This window comes from Salinimonas profundi, from assembly GCF_014750655.1.
Lineage (GTDB): Bacteria > Pseudomonadota > Gammaproteobacteria > Enterobacterales > Alteromonadaceae > Alteromonas > Alteromonas profundi_A.
The window spans coordinates 108,822-125,086 of sequence record NZ_JABBXD010000003.1; the positions used below are offsets into that span (position 1 = coordinate 108,822).

The following is a 16,265-nucleotide window of genomic DNA, read 5'->3' on the forward strand; positions in this document are numbered from 1 at the left end:
TTGTGTTTATCGCATAAGATAAAAACGAATCATTTTCATTTTCGTTAACCGGAGTAACCAGATGAAAAGTGTTAATCGTCGTGACTTTTTACGCATGGCAGGCACCTCGCTGATTGGTATGACGTTGGGCGGCATAGCGCTTAGGGCAAATGCTCAGGAGCTGCTGAAAAAAGACGACCCCACGGCCAAGGCGTTGAACTATACGCCGAAATCTTCGGTTGATGGGTCAATGTGTGGAAACTGCATGTACATTCAGGGAGATGAGGGAAAAAGTGAACGCCCCTGTGCCATCTTCCCCGGTAAACTGGTTAATGTAGATGGTTGGTGCAGCGCGTGGGTCAAGCGTCCCGGCTAATCTTTCAGCCAGCTGCTTCAGTTTGACCGTTGTTGTCTGATGAGCATGTTTGCAGAAACCGGCTCATCGTCACCTTCTGCTGTCCCCGGAAATAGTGAGCTGGCTTTATGACTGTAATCTCCGGAAGCTGGCGTGATCGCTAAACGATACTTGTCAGCCAGCGCCTGATACTGCCCTTCTTTCATCATCGCTTTAAGTTCTCTGTTAAAGCCTTCTCTGAGCGTTTTGTCTGCTATGGCAGCCCGATAAGCGGTGTGTTTAAATAAGTTGTGGATACGCACATCTTTTTGCTGAGCCGGCGGTAACTGACTACGCAACCAGGAAAAAATATTCCGGTCCATCACTGCCACATCCACACTGCCCAGTAACAGCATTCTGACTTGCCGCCCCTGATCAGCAATTTCCAGGTAACCACGATGCTCCCCCGTCGCTTTAGCAAAATCGGCCCCTAACACGCGGCGCGCCGTTTGAAAGGCCAGTATTGTATAATCTTTCAAATCGTTAACTGAGCGTAACTCGAGTTGTCTTGATGCCAATGAGATTGCCGAGTTTTGATAGGTCACATATTCATCTGTGAGATATTCAGCACTTATTTCATGAGAAATATTCACCGTTAAAACAATATCAGCTCGCCCGTTTTTAAGCTGACGAAGCGTTCTGCCAAAAGGCACATAAACCGGATTGAGCGTATGCCCCAGGCGCGCGAGGATTTTCCTGGTAAGCTCTATTTCAAACCCTGAATTATCGCTGGTTACAATATAGGGAGGCTTGTTCCAACCCGCCACCACATCGATCTGGCGAGCCTGAAGTGGGACGCTGATGAGCAGAAGCATTAAAAGCAGAAACCTGAACATAATAATGCTGATAAGACCTTTTGAGGCGGCGTAAAAATATACGTTGTATCAGGGTTGCAGCAATTAATAAAGCCCTGTCCCCATACTCAGGTAAATTGATTTGCTTAGCGGGGGCGCTGACCTGTTATTATACGCCCAAATACTGATCCACAGGAATAATTATGGCCTGGTTACAGCTACGCATAGAAACCAGCGCAGATTATGCTGAGCAGGTTGGAACAATGCTGTCAGCAAATGGCGCACAAGCCGTTACTTTTTTAGATGCCAAAGACACGCCCATGTATGAGCCCAAGCCGGGTGAAACGATGTTATGGCCGGACACCCAGGTCGTGGGCTTGTTTGATGCAACCCACGATATGAAAGGTGTGTTGAACAGGCTGGCAAAGTCCAAAATTCTCGGGCCTGACTTCACCTATAAGTTAGATCCACTTGAAGATAAGGACTGGGAAAGAGAATGGATGGATAACTTTCATCCCATGCAGTTTGGCGATCGTCTGTGGATTTGCCCTAGCTGGCGGGAAGTGCCGGATAAAGACGCTGTCAACGTTATGTTGGATCCGGGTCTTGCCTTCGGTACCGGCACGCATCCAACCACCGCCTTGTGTCTGCGCTGGCTGGACAGTCAGGACCTGAGCAACAAAACGGTTGTCGATTTTGGTTGTGGTTCCGGCATTCTGGCACTGGCAGCACTGAAGTTAGGCGCAAAACGTGTGATAGGCATTGATATCGACCCGCAGGCGTTACAGGCCAGCGAAGAAAATGCCAGACGCAACAATGTCTCAGACCGTCTGGAGGTATATTTACCGCACGAACAACCCTCGCTTGAAGCCGATTTTGTCACCGCAAACATACTTTCCGGTCCGCTCCTGGAACTGCAATCGGTGATTTCTGCCTTCTGTAAACCCGGTGGAAAGCTCGTCCTGTCAGGAATTCTGGCAGAGCAGGTGGAAAAAATTGAAAGCGCTTACCAGTCTGATTTTCGTCTTGAGGCCAGTCAAATTGACGGCGACTGGGCCAGAGTGAGCGGGACGAAGTACGCTTAACTGCTTGGCCTGGTTAGAAAAAGCGTCGTGAGCAATCGCGGCGCAATCAGCACTTAACCCTTGCCAGTCAGGGGCTTCAACGCAAATCCGACGAAATCTGTCAAGCCCTCAGCGATAAATTTTGTGTGAATTTTAGCCTTTTCAAGGGTGGTCAAAATGCGTAAACTTAGCGCCCCGTTTTAGCCAAGTGTTCAAATTCCATTCAATTTTGGATTGTTAATGATGCAGATTGGTCCTTATCAGTTGGATAACAATTTGATGTTAGCGCCGATGGCAGGCGTCACCGACAGGCCATTCCGACAGTTGTGTCGTCGAATGGGCGCAGGTCTGGTGGTTTCTGAAATGCTATCGAGCAATCCTAAAGTATGGAATACCGCTAAATCGATGCATCGCATGGATCATAGCGGTGAGGAAGGCATCCGGTCTGTTCAGATCGCCGGTGCCGACCCTGAACTCATGGCGCAGGCTGCCCGGTTTAATGTCGATAATGGCGCACAGATTGTTGACATCAATATGGGCTGTCCTGCAAAAAAAGTGAATAAAAAGCTGGCTGGCTCAGCGTTATTGCAATATCCCGATTTAGTGGAATCTATTGTAAAAGCAGTTGTGGCAGCGGTAGATGTCCCTGTCACGCTGAAAATTCGCACTGGCTGGAATACGGACAATCGCAATGGTGTAGATATTGCACAAATTGCAGAGCAAAACGGCATTCAGTCGCTGGCTGTTCACGGCAGAACGCGCGCCTGTATGTACAAGGGCTATGCTGAGTATGACACGATCCGAAAGATAAAGGCGGCGATTTCTATTCCCGTCATTGCTAACGGAGACATAACCAGCGCCCAAAAAGCACGGGACGTGCTGGACTACACCGGAGCAGATGGTGTGATGATAGGCCGTGGTGCACAGGGAAATCCCTGGATTTTTAAACAAATCCAGCATTTTCTTGAAACTGGTGAAACACTGGAGGCACCACCGCTGTCTGAACAGCATCAGGTGTTGCATGAACATGTCGCCAATGTGCATGCTTTTTACGGCGATATTTCGGGCGTTCGTATAGCCCGAAAGCACGTTGGCTGGTATCTCGCGGAGCATGATAAGGAACGTCAGTTTCGTAAAACGTTCAACAGCATTGAGCAGGCTGATTTGCAGCTTGATGCCCTGGACGATTATTTTCAAGCGTTGCAGAAACGGGAAAACCGACAGATTTCCCCTGCAGCATAATGATGACTAACTTATAGAGCAAGAATGTATTATGTTCGATCAAAACGTGACTTCACCTTTTACTACGACAGTAACAACACCTTCTCAAACTCAAGCTCAGAAGCCGCTGCGCGACTCGGTAAAGCAGGCTGTAAATAAGTATCTTAAGCAATTAGATAACGCGAACATCGATAATCTTTATGAACTGGTACTGGCAGAAGTTGAAGCGCCGTTACTGGAAGAAGTCATGACTTATACCCGCGGCAACCAAACCCGCGCGGCCATCATGATGGGCATTAACCGTGGCACACTTCGCAAGAAGCTGAAGCAATACGGCATGAACTAAGAAAGACGGGCCTGGCCCACCGAAGAGCACCTCAAAACGGTGCTCTTTTTGTTTCAATGATTTAAAAGTAGCAAAGACACCACTATGCAAACACCCAAACCTATCAAGCGCGCGCTGTTAAGCGTTTCGGATAAAACCGGTATTGTTGAGTTCGCAGAGGCCCTGAGTCAGGCTGGCGTAGAACTGCTTTCCACAGGCGGCACAGCCAAACTGTTGATGCAGGCAGGCCTGCCGGTTAAAGAAGTCTCGGATCATACAGGGCATCCTGAGATTATGGATGGCCGGGTGAAAACACTACATCCAAAAATTCATGGCGGCATTCTGGGTCGACGTGGTCAGGATGAAAGCGTTATGGCACAAAATGAGATTGCGCCTATCGATCTGGTAGTGGTAAACCTGTATCCGTTTGCGGCCACTGTTGCCAACGAAGATTGTACATTAGAGGATGCCATCGAAAATATCGATATCGGTGGACCAACTATGGTGCGTGCAGCCGCGAAAAACCATAAAGATGTGACCATTGTCGTTAACGCCGACGATTACGGCCGTGTGTTAGAGCAGATGAATACAAACGACGGCTCGCTGACTTATGAAACGCGTTTCGACCTGGCGATAAAAGCATTCGAGCATACCGCCGAGTACGATGGCATGATTGCTAACTACTTTGGCGCACGCATAGACCGCATGGAATGCGAAGATGATTGCGAGCACGAGCACAGTGAATTTCCGCGTACCTACAATATGCAGCTGACTAAAAAGCAGGATTTGCGTTACGGTGAAAACAGTCATCAGGAAGCGGCTTTCTACGTTGAAAACACTATTCAGGAAGCCTCGGTGGCAACCGCCCGTCAGCTACAGGGTAAAGCGCTATCCTTTAACAATATCGCTGATACCGATGCAGCGCTGGAGTGCGTAAAAGAGTTTGAAGAACCCGCCTGCGTCATCGTTAAGCATGCCAATCCATGCGGCGTTGCCATCGGGGAAAATATAGAAGCAGCTTATGACCGCGCCTTCAAGACTGATCCTACGTCAGCATTTGGTGGCATCATTGCCTTTAACCGCACCCTGGATGCAGCGACGGCCAAAGCTATTATTGACCGCCAGTTTGTTGAGGTAATTATCGCCCCAGAGGTAGACGATGCGGCGCTGGAAATCGTGGCTGCCAAGAAAAACGTGCGTCTGCTTGCCTGCGGTGACTGGCATGGCACGCTGACCGAAGGGTATGATTTTAAGCGTGTGAATGGTGGCCTGTTAGTCCAGGAGCGCGACTTTGGTATGGTGGAGATGGACGATTTGACCGTTGTTACCAAACGCCAACCTACACAAGATGAGTTACGCGACCTGTTATTCTGCTGGAAAGTGGCAAAATACGTAAAATCCAATGCTATCGTTTATTGCAAGGATGGTATGACAATTGGTGTTGGCGCCGGTCAGATGAGCCGCGTGTACTCTGCCAAGATCGCCGGCATAAAAGCCGCAGATGAAAATCTGGAAGTTGCTGGCTCTGTAATGGCCTCAGATGCGTTCTTCCCGTTCAGAGACGGTATTGATGCGGCAGCCAGCGCAGGCATTAAGGCAGTCATCCAGCCTGGCGGCTCAATGCGTGATGAGGAAGTCATCGCCGCCGCCGACGAGCATGATATTGCCATGGTGTTTACAGGCATGCGTCACTTTAAACACTAACCTTTAAAACATTTTTGGTCTTGCACGCGTAGTGGGTTTAAGGCCCACTACTGTCTTTTTTCCGTTACCAGAGTAAGTTACTCTACCTAATGGTCCGCTACAGGCAGTAATTGCGGGCATGGCACCTAACCATAAATGTATTTAAGGAAAAACCATGAAAACAACACTGCGACTCGTAGCCGCGTCTTTGCTCGCGCTCAGTACTCAGCCTGTTTTGGCAGACGAAATTACTGACGCAATTAAAGCTGACCATCGTACTGCTGACGCGACAGTGCGGGATGAATACCGTAACCCCCAGCAAACACTGCGCTTCTTTGGCATTGAGCCTGATATGACAGTGGTTGAGATCTGGCCAGGTGGCGGTTGGTATACCGATATTCTGACTGGTGTAGTGGGCGAGAACGGCAAACTGATTGCAGCACATTTTCATGTCGACGAAGATACCCGCGATTACTATAAAAAATCCCTTGAGAACTTCAAAAGTAAGATGAAAGATGGCGGTGTATACAGCGACGTTGAACTGACGGCGTTTCACCCCGGCAAATCCATGTATATCGCAGAAGCAGGCAGTGCCGATGCGGTTCTGACCTTTCGCAACGTCCACAACTGGTACATGAACAGTGGTCAGGAAGGCGTTGAGCAGGCATTTAAAACCTTCTACAAAGCGCTTAAACCAGGTGGTGTGTTAGGTGTGGTTGATCACAAAATGCCTGAATCTGCTGATGATGCCATGATGGAAAAAAGCGGCTATGTGAAGCAGTCTTTTGTGGTAGAGGCAGCAGAAGCGGCAGGTTTTGAACTGGACGCAGAAAGTGACATTAATGCCAATCCAATGGACAATGCGCAGCATCCTAAAGGTGTGTGGACCTTACCTCCGACACTGGCGATGGGTGAAGAAGACCAACAGAAGTATCTGGCGATTGGCGAAAGCAATCGTATGACCCTCAAATTTGTTAAACCTAAATAAATAACGGAACGCTTTAATGAACGTACTTGTTATTGGCGGCGGTGGCCGCGAACATGCTCTGGCCTGGAAGGCTGCCCAATCATCAACCGTGGACACTGTGTTTGTCGCGCCTGGCAATGCCGGTACCGCAACCGAGCCCAAGCTCAAAAATGTTGATATTGGTGTAACTGACACTGACGCACTGCTTAAATTTGCAGAGCAAAACAGTGTCGCGCTAACCATTGTAGGCCCCGAAGCGCCGCTGGTAGCAGGTGTTGTCGATGCGTTCGAAAAAGCTGGACAAAAGATCTTTGGACCTACTCAGGCTGCAGCGCAGCTTGAGGGTTCAAAGGCATTTACCAAAGATTTTCTGGCACGCCATGCCATTCCCACTGCCGATTATGCGAATTTCACAGAGATTGAGCCGGCAGTGGCATATGTGAAAGAAAAAGGCGCGCCAATTGTGGTTAAGGCCGATGGTCTGGCTGCGGGCAAGGGCGTAATTGTTGCTGAGACAGTTGAAGATGCTGAGGCCGCTATTCGTGACATGCTGGCAGGAAACGCATTTGGCGAGGCAGGCAGTCGTGTGGTGATTGAAGAGTTTCTTGATGGTGAAGAAGCCTCTTTTATCGTCATGGTAGATGGTAAGAATATCTTGCCTTTTGCTACCAGCCAGGACCATAAACGCGCTGCTGATGGCGATAAAGGGCCGAATACCGGTGGTATGGGCGCTTATTCTCCGGCGCCAGTGGTCACTCCGGACATCCACCAGCGTATTATGAATGAGGTGATTATCCCTACTGTTGAGGGTATGGCATCAGAAGGGCATCCTTACAAAGGCTTTTTGTACGCCGGATTAATGATTATGGCCGACGGTACGCCTAAGGTCATCGAGTACAATTGTCGTTTCGGTGATCCGGAAACCCAGCCTATCATGATGCGTTTGCAATCGGACCTGGTTTCCTTATGTATTGCGGCCTGTGATGAACAGCTATCCGGCCAGTCAATCAGCTTTGATGATCAGGCCGCGGTGGGCGTGGTTCTGGCAGCGGGCGGATACCCTGACAGCTATAATAAGGGCGATGTCATTGGCGGCCTGGATGATGCCGCAAAGCTCGACGGTAAAGTCTTTCATGCCGGCACTGCTTTAAAAGATGGCAATGCAGTGACCAGCGGCGGGCGGGTGCTGTGCGCCACGGCTTTAGGCAGTAACGTTACCGCGGCACAGCAAAATGCCTATAACCTGGTAAGCAAGATCAACTGGCAGGACATGTACTACCGGACAGATATTGCCCATCGCGCTATTTCACGTGAGAGCCAGCCAGAAAAATAATAAATTTATGCCGCCGGCTATTGTGGCCGGCCTTTTCTTCGCACCCGCTTTGCTGGCCTTTCATTGCGCATAATTTGCACGTCTTTTACTTATCGTATAAATACTTAGTTGCTCTGCCCCCTCTTGATTAATACGACTTGCCAGCTTATAACTAGAGTCCGGCTCTACGCAGAATCAACGTTATGTCCGTCAAACACCCAATAATTGCTATCACCGGTTCATCTGGTGCAGGAACGACCACTACCACAAATGCCATCCGTCACATCTTCAGAAATCTGAAGGTGAATGCGGCTGTTGTAGGCGGTGACAGTTTTCACCGGTTTACCCGGCCAGAGATGGAAGTTGAGATCCGCAAAGCCCAGGAACAAGGCCGGCATATCAGCTACTTTGGCCCTAAAGCCAACGATTTTGATTTGCTTGAATCACTGTTTCATGAATATAGCCAGTCAGGTCAGGGACAATTCAGACAATACCTGCATACCTTTGATGATGCGGTGCCCTTTAACCAAATGCCCGGCACATTTACGCCCTGGCAGGCGCTGCCAGAAAAAACAGATCTACTGTTTTACGAAGGGCTTCATGGCGGTGTAAAAACCGAAGAAAATGATGTTTCCCAGCATGTGGACCTACTGGTTGGCATGGTGCCCATTGTGAACCTTGAATGGATCCAGAAGATTGTCAGGGACACGACCGATCGCGGTCACTCCCGTGAAGCGGTGATGAGCAGTATCGTCAGAGGCCTCGACGATTATTTTCATTACATAACACCACAGTTTTCGCGCACCCATGTAAACTTTCAGCGCGTACCCACGGTGGATACGTCCAACCCGTTCAGTGCCCGCGAAATTCCCTCTCAGGATGAAAGCTTTGTCGTGGTTCGCTTTCGCCGGGAGATGAAAAATGTCGACTTCCCTTATCTTCTGCAAATGATTGATGGTGCGTTTATGTCCCGCATCAATACGCTGGTTGTGCCCGGCGGAAAAATGGGACTGGCCATGGAATTGATCCTTACGCCACTGATTGAAGATATTCTGGATAAAAAGCGCCGGGCCGGTCATCAGATGGACTGGATAAGTGACGACTGAACCACTCGGTATTTCAGATAAAAACTCACAGTTGATTAACAAATTCTTGATGTAAATCAAGGGCTAGCCCCGTTATAGCCTGTAAATTCCCGATTTAATCGCGCGCGAATAGTCTTTACCCGGTGTCGCGCGTAAACTGCATGCGTTCAACCTACCGGACCACCTATCTATGTTCGATCTTCTTCTGATTGGTATTGCACTGCTTGCTCTGGCAGGTGTGGTGTTTGAAGAACTTATCCACGTCAATAAAGCAAAAACGACATTGTTTCTGGGCACGCTGGCCTGGATTTTATTATTTATTCAGACTCCGGCAGCACAGCGACATACCGTTCATGAGGCACTGGAACATAATATTACCGAAATATCGACCTTGTGGTTATTTCTGGTGGCGGCCATGACGTTTGTGGCTTATCTGAATCGCAAAGGATTGATTGAGAATATGCTCAATCTGCTGATGCCGGCGAAAATCTCGCTTAAAAAGCTGCTTTTCAGCACTGCTCTGTTCAGTTTTTGCTTCTCATCGCTGGCCGACAATATTACCGCAACCCTTGTCTCGGTTGCGTTGGTTCTCTCCTTAGGATTACCGCTTCATCAAACACTGCGCTTTGCGGTGCTGGTCGTGTTTGCGGTTAACTCTGGTGGCGTCTCGCTGATCACCGGCGATGTCACCACGCTGATGATTTTTTTGCAGGGTAAAGTCACAATCACCGAGCTTCTGACATTAATCGCACCGTCTTTTGCGGCGGTGCTTCTGCTGGCATCGCTGCTGAGTATCGGCCTTAACGGCACGGTTAAAATCAAACAAACCCGACATGCATCGCGCCCCGTCGATTATGTTATCGCGGGCATTTTCCTGTCGACCATTGTGCTAACGCTGCTGGGTAATGTTTTTTTTGGCATTCCGCCCATGCTGTCGTTTTTGGCGGGCATGGCAGTCATGTTTTTGGTGGCGACGTTTATGGGCGAGGAAAAATATGAGGACCCCATTCTTGATTACATTCGTCTGATCGAGTTTGATACGCTGCTGTTCTTTCTGGGCGTGTTACTGCTGGTTGGCATGCTTCAGCATATTGAAGCGCTGGATGCGCTGTTACTGGTTTATCAATGGTTCCCGCCTGCGCTTGCCAACATGCTGATGGGAATGGTATCGGCAGCCATTGATAACGTGCCGCTCACCGCCGCGCTGCTTAAAGCCGATATTGTTATGTCGACACCACAGTGGCTGGCACTGACCTACGCCGTGGGCGTAGGTGGCTCATTGTTGATCATCGGATCGGCAGCTGGCATTGTGACCATGAGCAAAGTGAAAGGCCTGACATTTGCAACCTATGGCAAATACAGCCTCCTTTTACTGCTGGCCTACTGCGCCGGCTATGGGATGGTTTTGTTAACATCACCATTGTTGTTATAGACCACTGAAAACATTTGTAACATTCAAAATAGCAATCACGTGCTGGCAGGCATTTGTCCCGACTCTGTTTTTGGTTATAGTGAAGAAAAAATCAGGATAACGACAATGGGTCAGGAAACATCAAAAATTCTTGTGGTGGATGATGATATGCGCTTGCGCGGATTGCTGGAGCGCTACCTCATTGAACAGGGTTTTCAGGTGCGCACCGCTGCGGATGCGGAACAAATGAATCGCCTGCTGGAGCGCGAGAATTTTCATTTGATGGTGTTAGATCTGATGTTGCCCGGTGAAGACGGCTTATCAATATGCCGTCGTTTGCGCCAAAGCGAAAGTGACCTTCCCATTATTATGCTGACGGCCAAAGGCGATGAGGTAGACCGTATCATCGGCCTTGAGATGGGCGCCGATGATTATCTGCCCAAACCATTCAATCCACGCGAACTGCTGGCGCGAGCGAAAGCGGTGTTACGTCGTAAAGTACAGGATGCGCCCGGCGCACCCTCGCGCGGTGAGCAGGTGATCGAATTCGCCAGCTACAAACTGAATCTGGCCACCCGGGAGATGACCGACAATGGCAAACCGCTGTCACTGACCAGCGGTGAATTTGCCGTACTTAAATCCCTTGTCACGCATCCCCGGGAACCGCTGTCACGGGATAAGCTGATGAACCTGGCCCGTGGCCGCGATTACAGTGCACTTGAACGAAGCATTGATGTGCAGGTGTCACGTTTACGCCGTATGCTGGAAACCGACCCGGCCAATCCGCGCTATATTCAGACCGTATGGGGGTTAGGCTATGTTTTTGTTCCCGATGGTGAGGCACAGTAATCCAGCGGGTACCCATTAATGCGGTTTTTACCTAAAAGTGCGTTTGGTCAGACAGTATTGCTGATTGGTATGCTGTTACTGATTAATCAGGTTGTCAGTTACCTGTCGGTGACCTACTACTTTATCCGGCCGACCTCTGCCCAAATCAACAGTCTGCTGGCCACGCAGGTCCAAAGCATGCTGGCGCAGGACATTCTTGATGCCAGTCGAAGTAAACAGATTGAATTCAGTCGTCAGACAGGAATTAAGATCCTTCCGACGAATGCCGCCGTCGAACAGGGTCTGGACGGCGCGACCCCTTACCGCTTTATGTCTAATCAGGTGTCTGAACAGTTGCTGCAGCGTGCTGATGTGCGTATTAGTACACCTGCTGATGATGCGGCAGAAGGCGAGCCATATCAGGTGTGGATTTCATTAAAAGCGCAGCCGGATACCTGGATCCTGATCCCGTTATCCGGCTGGGCAAATGCAGACATCTCACCACTGACGATATATCTGATGGTAATAGGTATTTTAAGTGTGGTCGGCGGCTGGTTGTTTGTAAGGCGATTAAACCGGCCCTTGCATGCCTTGCAAAAAGCGGCATTGGAGGTGGGTAAAGGCCGCTTCCCGCCGCCCTTAGAAGAGCAGGGTAGCGCGGAAATTATCGAAGTGACCCGCGCTTTTAACCGTATGAATCAGGGCATTAAACAGCTGGAAAACGACCGCACCCTGATGACGGCAGGTATTTCTCATGATTTACGCACACCACTGACCCGGATTCGGCTGGCGACTGAAATGCTTTCGCAGGAAAACGAATGGATCCGGGAGGGCATTGTCAATGATATCGAAGATATGAATGCCATCATTGACCAGTTTATTGATTATGCACGCGTAGACTCATCAGCACGTTACGAACCTACAGATTTAAACGATTTGATCAATGAACTGACCCAGGCCAGACATGTTGAAGAAACTCATCAGATCACACTCAAACTGGGTGAGTTACCCACCAGTACCTTAAGTCGTATCGGCATTAAACGGGTGCTCGATAATCTGATTGAGAATGCATTTCGCTACGGAAGCGACAAAATTACAATCACCAGCTATTTTGATAAAAAGTCGCGCCGGATTTATTGTAAAGTCAGGGACTTCGGGCCGGGTATACCGGCGAAAAACCTAGCGAACGTGTTTTCACCTTTTATTCAGGGTGATAAAGCGCGGGGCAGCATTGGATCAGGGCTGGGACTGGCGATCTCCCGCCGGATTATTTCCGGGCACCATGGAGATATTGAGTTACGTAATCATCCCGAGCAGGGGCTTATTGCCGAATTCTGGTTGCCCGTCTAGCCAACGCTGATCACCAGCGCTATGGTATACTTATTCTGTATTCGCATTATTAGGATGTTTTTATGAGACGGATTTTTCATGTCTTTATTTATCTCTTATGTCTTGGCGGTTTTATGCATACCGCCGCTGCAGAAGCGCCTCCTGAATGGGCCATCGAGCGCATTGATAATCATTTGACGCGCAGTGTTGAAAACGGCTTTTCCGGCGCGGTACTCATTGCCGATGGTAATAAAATCATCCTGAAAAAAGGCTATGGTGACGCAGATCGGCTGGCGGAAACGCCGATTACCACAGCCACCCTGTTCGATATTGGCTCAGTGACCAAACAGTTTACGGCTGCCGCCATCCTGTTGCTGGAAAAAGACGGCAAGCTGAGTGTGGATGATACGCTGGCGCGCTATTTTCCCACTGTGCCTGAAGATAAGCAGCGAATTACGGTGCACCAGCTACTCACACACTCTTCCGGACTGCCGGGCGGAGTAGGCATCGATGATTTCACGCATATTGATACAGATAAATTTTTTACCCGTGTCATGAACATGGAGTTACTTAGTCAACCTGGTGAGACGTATCACTATTCCAATGTTGGTTATAGTCTGCTGGCCCGTATTATTGAGTTAAGTACCAGCCAATCCTACGAAACATTTCTTCAGGAGCGCTTATTTCAGCCGGCGGACATGCAGCACACAGGTTACCTGCAAAGTAAAAGCAAAGATGGCGAGGCGGCACTGGGGTATCGCGCTGGTGTCGTTGAGGTACCCACTACCCTGTCACGCTATCGAACTGATCAGAAAATTGCCTGGAGCCTGAAAGGTAATGGCGGCCTGATTTCTTCGTTGGACGATATGTATAACTGGTATCTGGCGCTGCGTAACCATGTCATTCTGGATAAAGAACAGGTCGGACGATTGACGACCGGCTATATCAGCCAGAATGTCGATAACAAAGACATCAAATATGGTTACGGCTGGAGCGTATTTGCCTCACCCAAAGACACCAAGATGGTCGGTCATAATGGTTCAAACGGCATTTACTATTTTGACCTGAGATGGTTACAGGAAGAAGATCTGGCCATTATTTACGCCTCAAATGCGATGGTTCAGGGCACACCAAGCATTAGTGAAAATATTGAACTGATGCTGTTCGATAATGTGTTTAATCCGCCCTCGTTTGCTGCCGGTCCGGTCACCGAGATTCTGCGCTATGCGGTTTCCTTCACGGGCACGCCGGCCAGTCTAAAACAGCGGGTCAAGGCGCAGTTTGAGGCGCAGACACAGGAACGTTATGTTTTAAATCGCGCCGGTCTTGCTTTGCTGGAAGTCAACCAGCCGGCGCGGGCCATTGCATTGCTGTCGTTAAACGTTGAGTTGTTCGAGAATGATGGCAACCTGTGGGACAGTCTGGGTGAAGCCTACCTGGCAGCCAATCAGCTCGATGATGCAAAACGTTGCTTTGTCAACGCGTTGGTTATGGCGCCTGACACCCGGTGTTACTGGTGTGATAACTCCAAGGCAAAGTTAACGGCGATTAAAGATAAGCTCCGCCGCTAGCCCCTTACTATTAGTCGGCAGCACGTGCGCAGGTTTGGGCATGTTCTGCCAGGATGGTACTTATTTCACTGCGTATCCATTTTCTTAATGGATCTTCATGGGTACGGGGATGCCAGACCTGTTCAATACGGGCGGGTTGAATGTCGAGCGGCGCTGCGTGCATCTCAAAAGCCGGGTCGGCAGCACATATATGCACGGCAACTGGTTCCAGACAGGTCAGCAACATATCTGAGTCTTTAACAACATAGGGCAAGGTCAGAAAGCTTGAAGCACCGGCTACGACCTGCCGGCTCAGCCCCTGCTTTTCCAGCGCTTTGTCCATAACACCCAAAAGATCGCCGGTCAGCGTCGTCACCACATGTTTGCAACGCAAAAAATTGGTCAGTGTCCGGGCATGGCCCCAATACTGATTCTGACGATCGCTAAGCACGACAAACCTGAATTGCGACAGTGCCTGTCTGAAAAGGTGGCTGGGCAGGTGCGTAAAGAAGCCGGCTATAGCGATATCACAATCGCCGTTTTCCAATGCTTTTGCCGGCAGCTCACCAGTGGTATTACGCACCACAATTCGTACCTTCGGCGCGACCTCCTGGACCCGCCTTATCAACCGTGGTAGTAGCATCAACTCCATGAAATCCGTGGAGTATAGCCGAATCGTGTCGGTGCGCGACGCAAAATCGTCTTCGCTGCTTCGTACATAAAAGCGCTCTAAAGACTTCACCAGTCTGCATACATCTTCAGCCAGTATGTCCGCTTTGGGCGTAGGTGTCAGACCGCGCCCTGTTCTTACAAAGAGTGGATCATCAAACTCATTTCGCAGCTTCTTTAGCTTATGGCTTAACGCCGGCTGACTCAGATTCATCCGCACTGACGCTCGGCTCAGGCTCCGTTCCTCGTAAAGCACGGTAAACAACATTAACAGATTAAAGTCTTTCGACGCGATATTCATAATTTGGAATAGCTTTATTTAAAACATTCATTTTTTATATGAACAATCATCCTTATTTACAGTACGTATCGCAAGTTATCTCTTGCCCCCTTAAATCACCGGGCTACAGCGCCAGTAATAACCGCGCTTAGTGCCTTCATTAATATAAAGAAGGAATACCTGTTTATGTCAGCATTGTTCGACACATTTACGCTAAAAGATGTGACCCTGCGCAACCGTATCGCTGTTCCCCCCATGTGCCAGTACAGCGCAGAGGATGGATTTGTGAACCAGTGGCATGAAGCAAACTACCAGTCATTCGCCCGTGGTGGCGCAGGACTGGTAATTGTGGAGGCCACAGCCGTTTCACCCGAAGGCCGTATTTCTCCGGAAGATTTGGGTATCTGGAAAGATGAACATGTCGCCGGCCTGACCAACATCGCTCAGCGCATCAAAGACCAAGGCGCTGTCGCCGGGATTCAGATTGCTCATGCAGGCCGTAAAGCTTCTGCAAACAGCCCGTGGAATGGCGATGATCATCTGGCAGAAGACGATCCCAAAGGCTGGCCGATTATTGGTCCCTCAGCCGAGCCTTTTGGTGCTAACTTACCCCGTACCCCTGAAGCGATGACTAAAGCCGATATTGAGCGGGTAAAAGCAGATTTTGTCGCCGGGGCGAAACGCGCGCTGGACGCAGGGTTTGAGTGGCTGGAGCTGCACTTCGCCCACGGTTATCTGGCGCAAAGCTTTTTCTCCAGGCATGCCAATACCCGTACCGATGAGTACGGTGGCGATGCGCAAGGCCGTGGTCGTTTTCTGCTGGAAACCTTAGAGGCAGTGCGTGAGGTTTGGCCGGAAAATCTGCCGCTGACCATCCGCTTTGGTGTGATTGAATATGATGGCGAGGATGAACGGACACAGGCGGAATCTATTGAGCTGGTTAAACAGTTTAAAGCCAGGGGCGCTGATTTTGTCAGTGTGAGTGTAGGTTTTAATACCCCAGATGCCAATATCCCGTGGGGGCCTGCTTTTCTCGCCCCTGTCGCTGAGCGGGTACGTCGCGAAGCAGAGATTCCGGTCGCCACTGCCTGGGGTGTGGACACACCGGAACTGGCCAATGAAACCGTTGAAAAAGAGCAGCTGGATTTGGTCATGGTAGGCCGGATGCATCTGACCAACCCACACTGGACATACTTTGCGGCCAAAACACTTGGCGTTGAACAACCTTCATGGGTAATGCCTGCGCCTTATGCGCACTGGCTGCAACGCTATGCGCCATCTGATGAGCGCTAATCGACAGGTCACAGGCATGACACCCTGAACCGGTGATATAACAGAAAGTAAGCACAACGCTACCTTCGGGTAGCGTTTTTT

At 49.7% G+C, this 16,265-nt stretch carries 15 protein-coding genes; 13 read left to right on the forward strand and 2 right to left on the reverse strand.

What is annotated here, in order from left to right; genetic code table 11:
* Positions 1 to 61: 61 nt before the first annotated feature.
* The gene (locus HHX48_RS07875) at positions 62 to 355 is read left to right on the forward strand and encodes a high-potential iron-sulfur protein (RefSeq protein WP_191023908.1); all 294 of its coding nucleotides are present in this window, start codon (positions 62 to 64) and stop codon (positions 353 to 355) included.
* Between the two features lie 17 nt (positions 356 to 372).
* Here HHX48_RS07875 and HHX48_RS07880 read toward each other — a convergent pair whose 3' ends face one another.
* Complete coding sequence (locus HHX48_RS07880; RefSeq protein WP_223858176.1) at positions 373 to 1,188, reverse strand: substrate-binding periplasmic protein; 816 nt, start codon at positions 1,186 to 1,188, stop codon at positions 373 to 375.
* Positions 1,189 to 1,370: 182 nt separating this feature from the next.
* On the opposite strand from HHX48_RS07880, the gene prmA reads away from it, so the two are divergent.
* From prmA to HHX48_RS07935, 11 genes are all read left to right on the forward strand, one after another.
* Complete coding sequence (gene prmA, locus HHX48_RS07885; protein ID WP_191023912.1) at positions 1,371 to 2,252, forward strand: 50S ribosomal protein L11 methyltransferase; 882 nt, start codon at positions 1,371 to 1,373, stop codon at positions 2,250 to 2,252.
* Positions 2,253 to 2,474: 222 nt separating this feature from the next.
* Positions 2,475 to 3,473, forward strand: coding sequence for a tRNA dihydrouridine synthase DusB (gene dusB / locus HHX48_RS07890; RefSeq protein ID WP_191024263.1), 999 nt, complete (start codon positions 2,475 to 2,477; stop codon positions 3,471 to 3,473).
* Positions 3,474 to 3,504: 31 nt separating this feature from the next.
* Complete coding sequence (gene fis / locus HHX48_RS07895) at positions 3,505 to 3,798, forward strand: DNA-binding transcriptional regulator Fis (protein WP_018982332.1); 294 nt, start codon at positions 3,505 to 3,507, stop codon at positions 3,796 to 3,798.
* Positions 3,799 to 3,882: 84 nt separating this feature from the next.
* Complete coding sequence (gene purH, locus HHX48_RS07900) at positions 3,883 to 5,481, forward strand: bifunctional phosphoribosylaminoimidazolecarboxamide formyltransferase/IMP cyclohydrolase (protein ID WP_191023914.1); 1,599 nt, start codon at positions 3,883 to 3,885, stop codon at positions 5,479 to 5,481.
* Positions 5,482 to 5,635: 154 nt separating this feature from the next.
* Complete coding sequence (locus HHX48_RS07905; protein WP_191023916.1) at positions 5,636 to 6,448, forward strand: class I SAM-dependent methyltransferase; 813 nt, start codon at positions 5,636 to 5,638, stop codon at positions 6,446 to 6,448.
* Positions 6,449 to 6,464: 16 nt separating this feature from the next.
* Complete coding sequence (purD, locus tag HHX48_RS07910; RefSeq protein WP_191023918.1) at positions 6,465 to 7,760, forward strand: phosphoribosylamine--glycine ligase; 1,296 nt, start codon at positions 6,465 to 6,467, stop codon at positions 7,758 to 7,760.
* Positions 7,761 to 7,942: 182 nt separating this feature from the next.
* The gene (locus tag HHX48_RS07915) at positions 7,943 to 8,845 is read left to right on the forward strand and encodes a phosphoribulokinase (protein ID WP_191023920.1); all 903 of its coding nucleotides are present in this window, start codon (positions 7,943 to 7,945) and stop codon (positions 8,843 to 8,845) included.
* Positions 8,846 to 9,014: 169 nt separating this feature from the next.
* Entirely contained in the window at positions 9,015 to 10,256 is a 1,242-nt protein-coding gene (gene nhaD / locus HHX48_RS07920; protein ID WP_191023922.1) for a sodium:proton antiporter NhaD, read from the forward strand.
* Positions 10,257 to 10,361: 105 nt separating this feature from the next.
* Entirely contained in the window at positions 10,362 to 11,084 is a 723-nt protein-coding gene (ompR, locus tag HHX48_RS07925) for an osmolarity response regulator transcription factor OmpR (protein WP_139757702.1), read from the forward strand.
* Positions 11,085 to 11,102: 18 nt separating this feature from the next.
* Positions 11,103 to 12,413, forward strand: coding sequence for a two-component system sensor histidine kinase EnvZ (envZ, locus tag HHX48_RS07930; RefSeq protein ID WP_191023924.1), 1,311 nt, complete (start codon positions 11,103 to 11,105; stop codon positions 12,411 to 12,413).
* 62 nt (positions 12,414 to 12,475) lie between these two features.
* Positions 12,476 to 13,963, forward strand: coding sequence for a serine hydrolase (locus HHX48_RS07935; protein WP_191023926.1), 1,488 nt, complete (start codon positions 12,476 to 12,478; stop codon positions 13,961 to 13,963).
* Positions 13,964 to 13,973: 10 nt separating this feature from the next.
* Here the strand turns inward: HHX48_RS07935 and HHX48_RS07940 are convergent, their stop codons facing one another.
* Complete coding sequence (locus HHX48_RS07940) at positions 13,974 to 14,912, reverse strand: LysR family transcriptional regulator (RefSeq protein WP_191023928.1); 939 nt, start codon at positions 14,910 to 14,912, stop codon at positions 13,974 to 13,976.
* A gap of 165 nt (positions 14,913 to 15,077) precedes the next feature.
* Between HHX48_RS07940 and HHX48_RS07945 the strand changes: the two genes are divergently transcribed.
* A complete protein-coding gene (locus HHX48_RS07945) occupies positions 15,078 to 16,184 on the forward strand; it encodes an NADH:flavin oxidoreductase/NADH oxidase (RefSeq protein WP_191023930.1) in 1,107 nt (368 codons plus the stop codon).
* Positions 16,185 to 16,265: the final 81 nt, after the last annotated feature.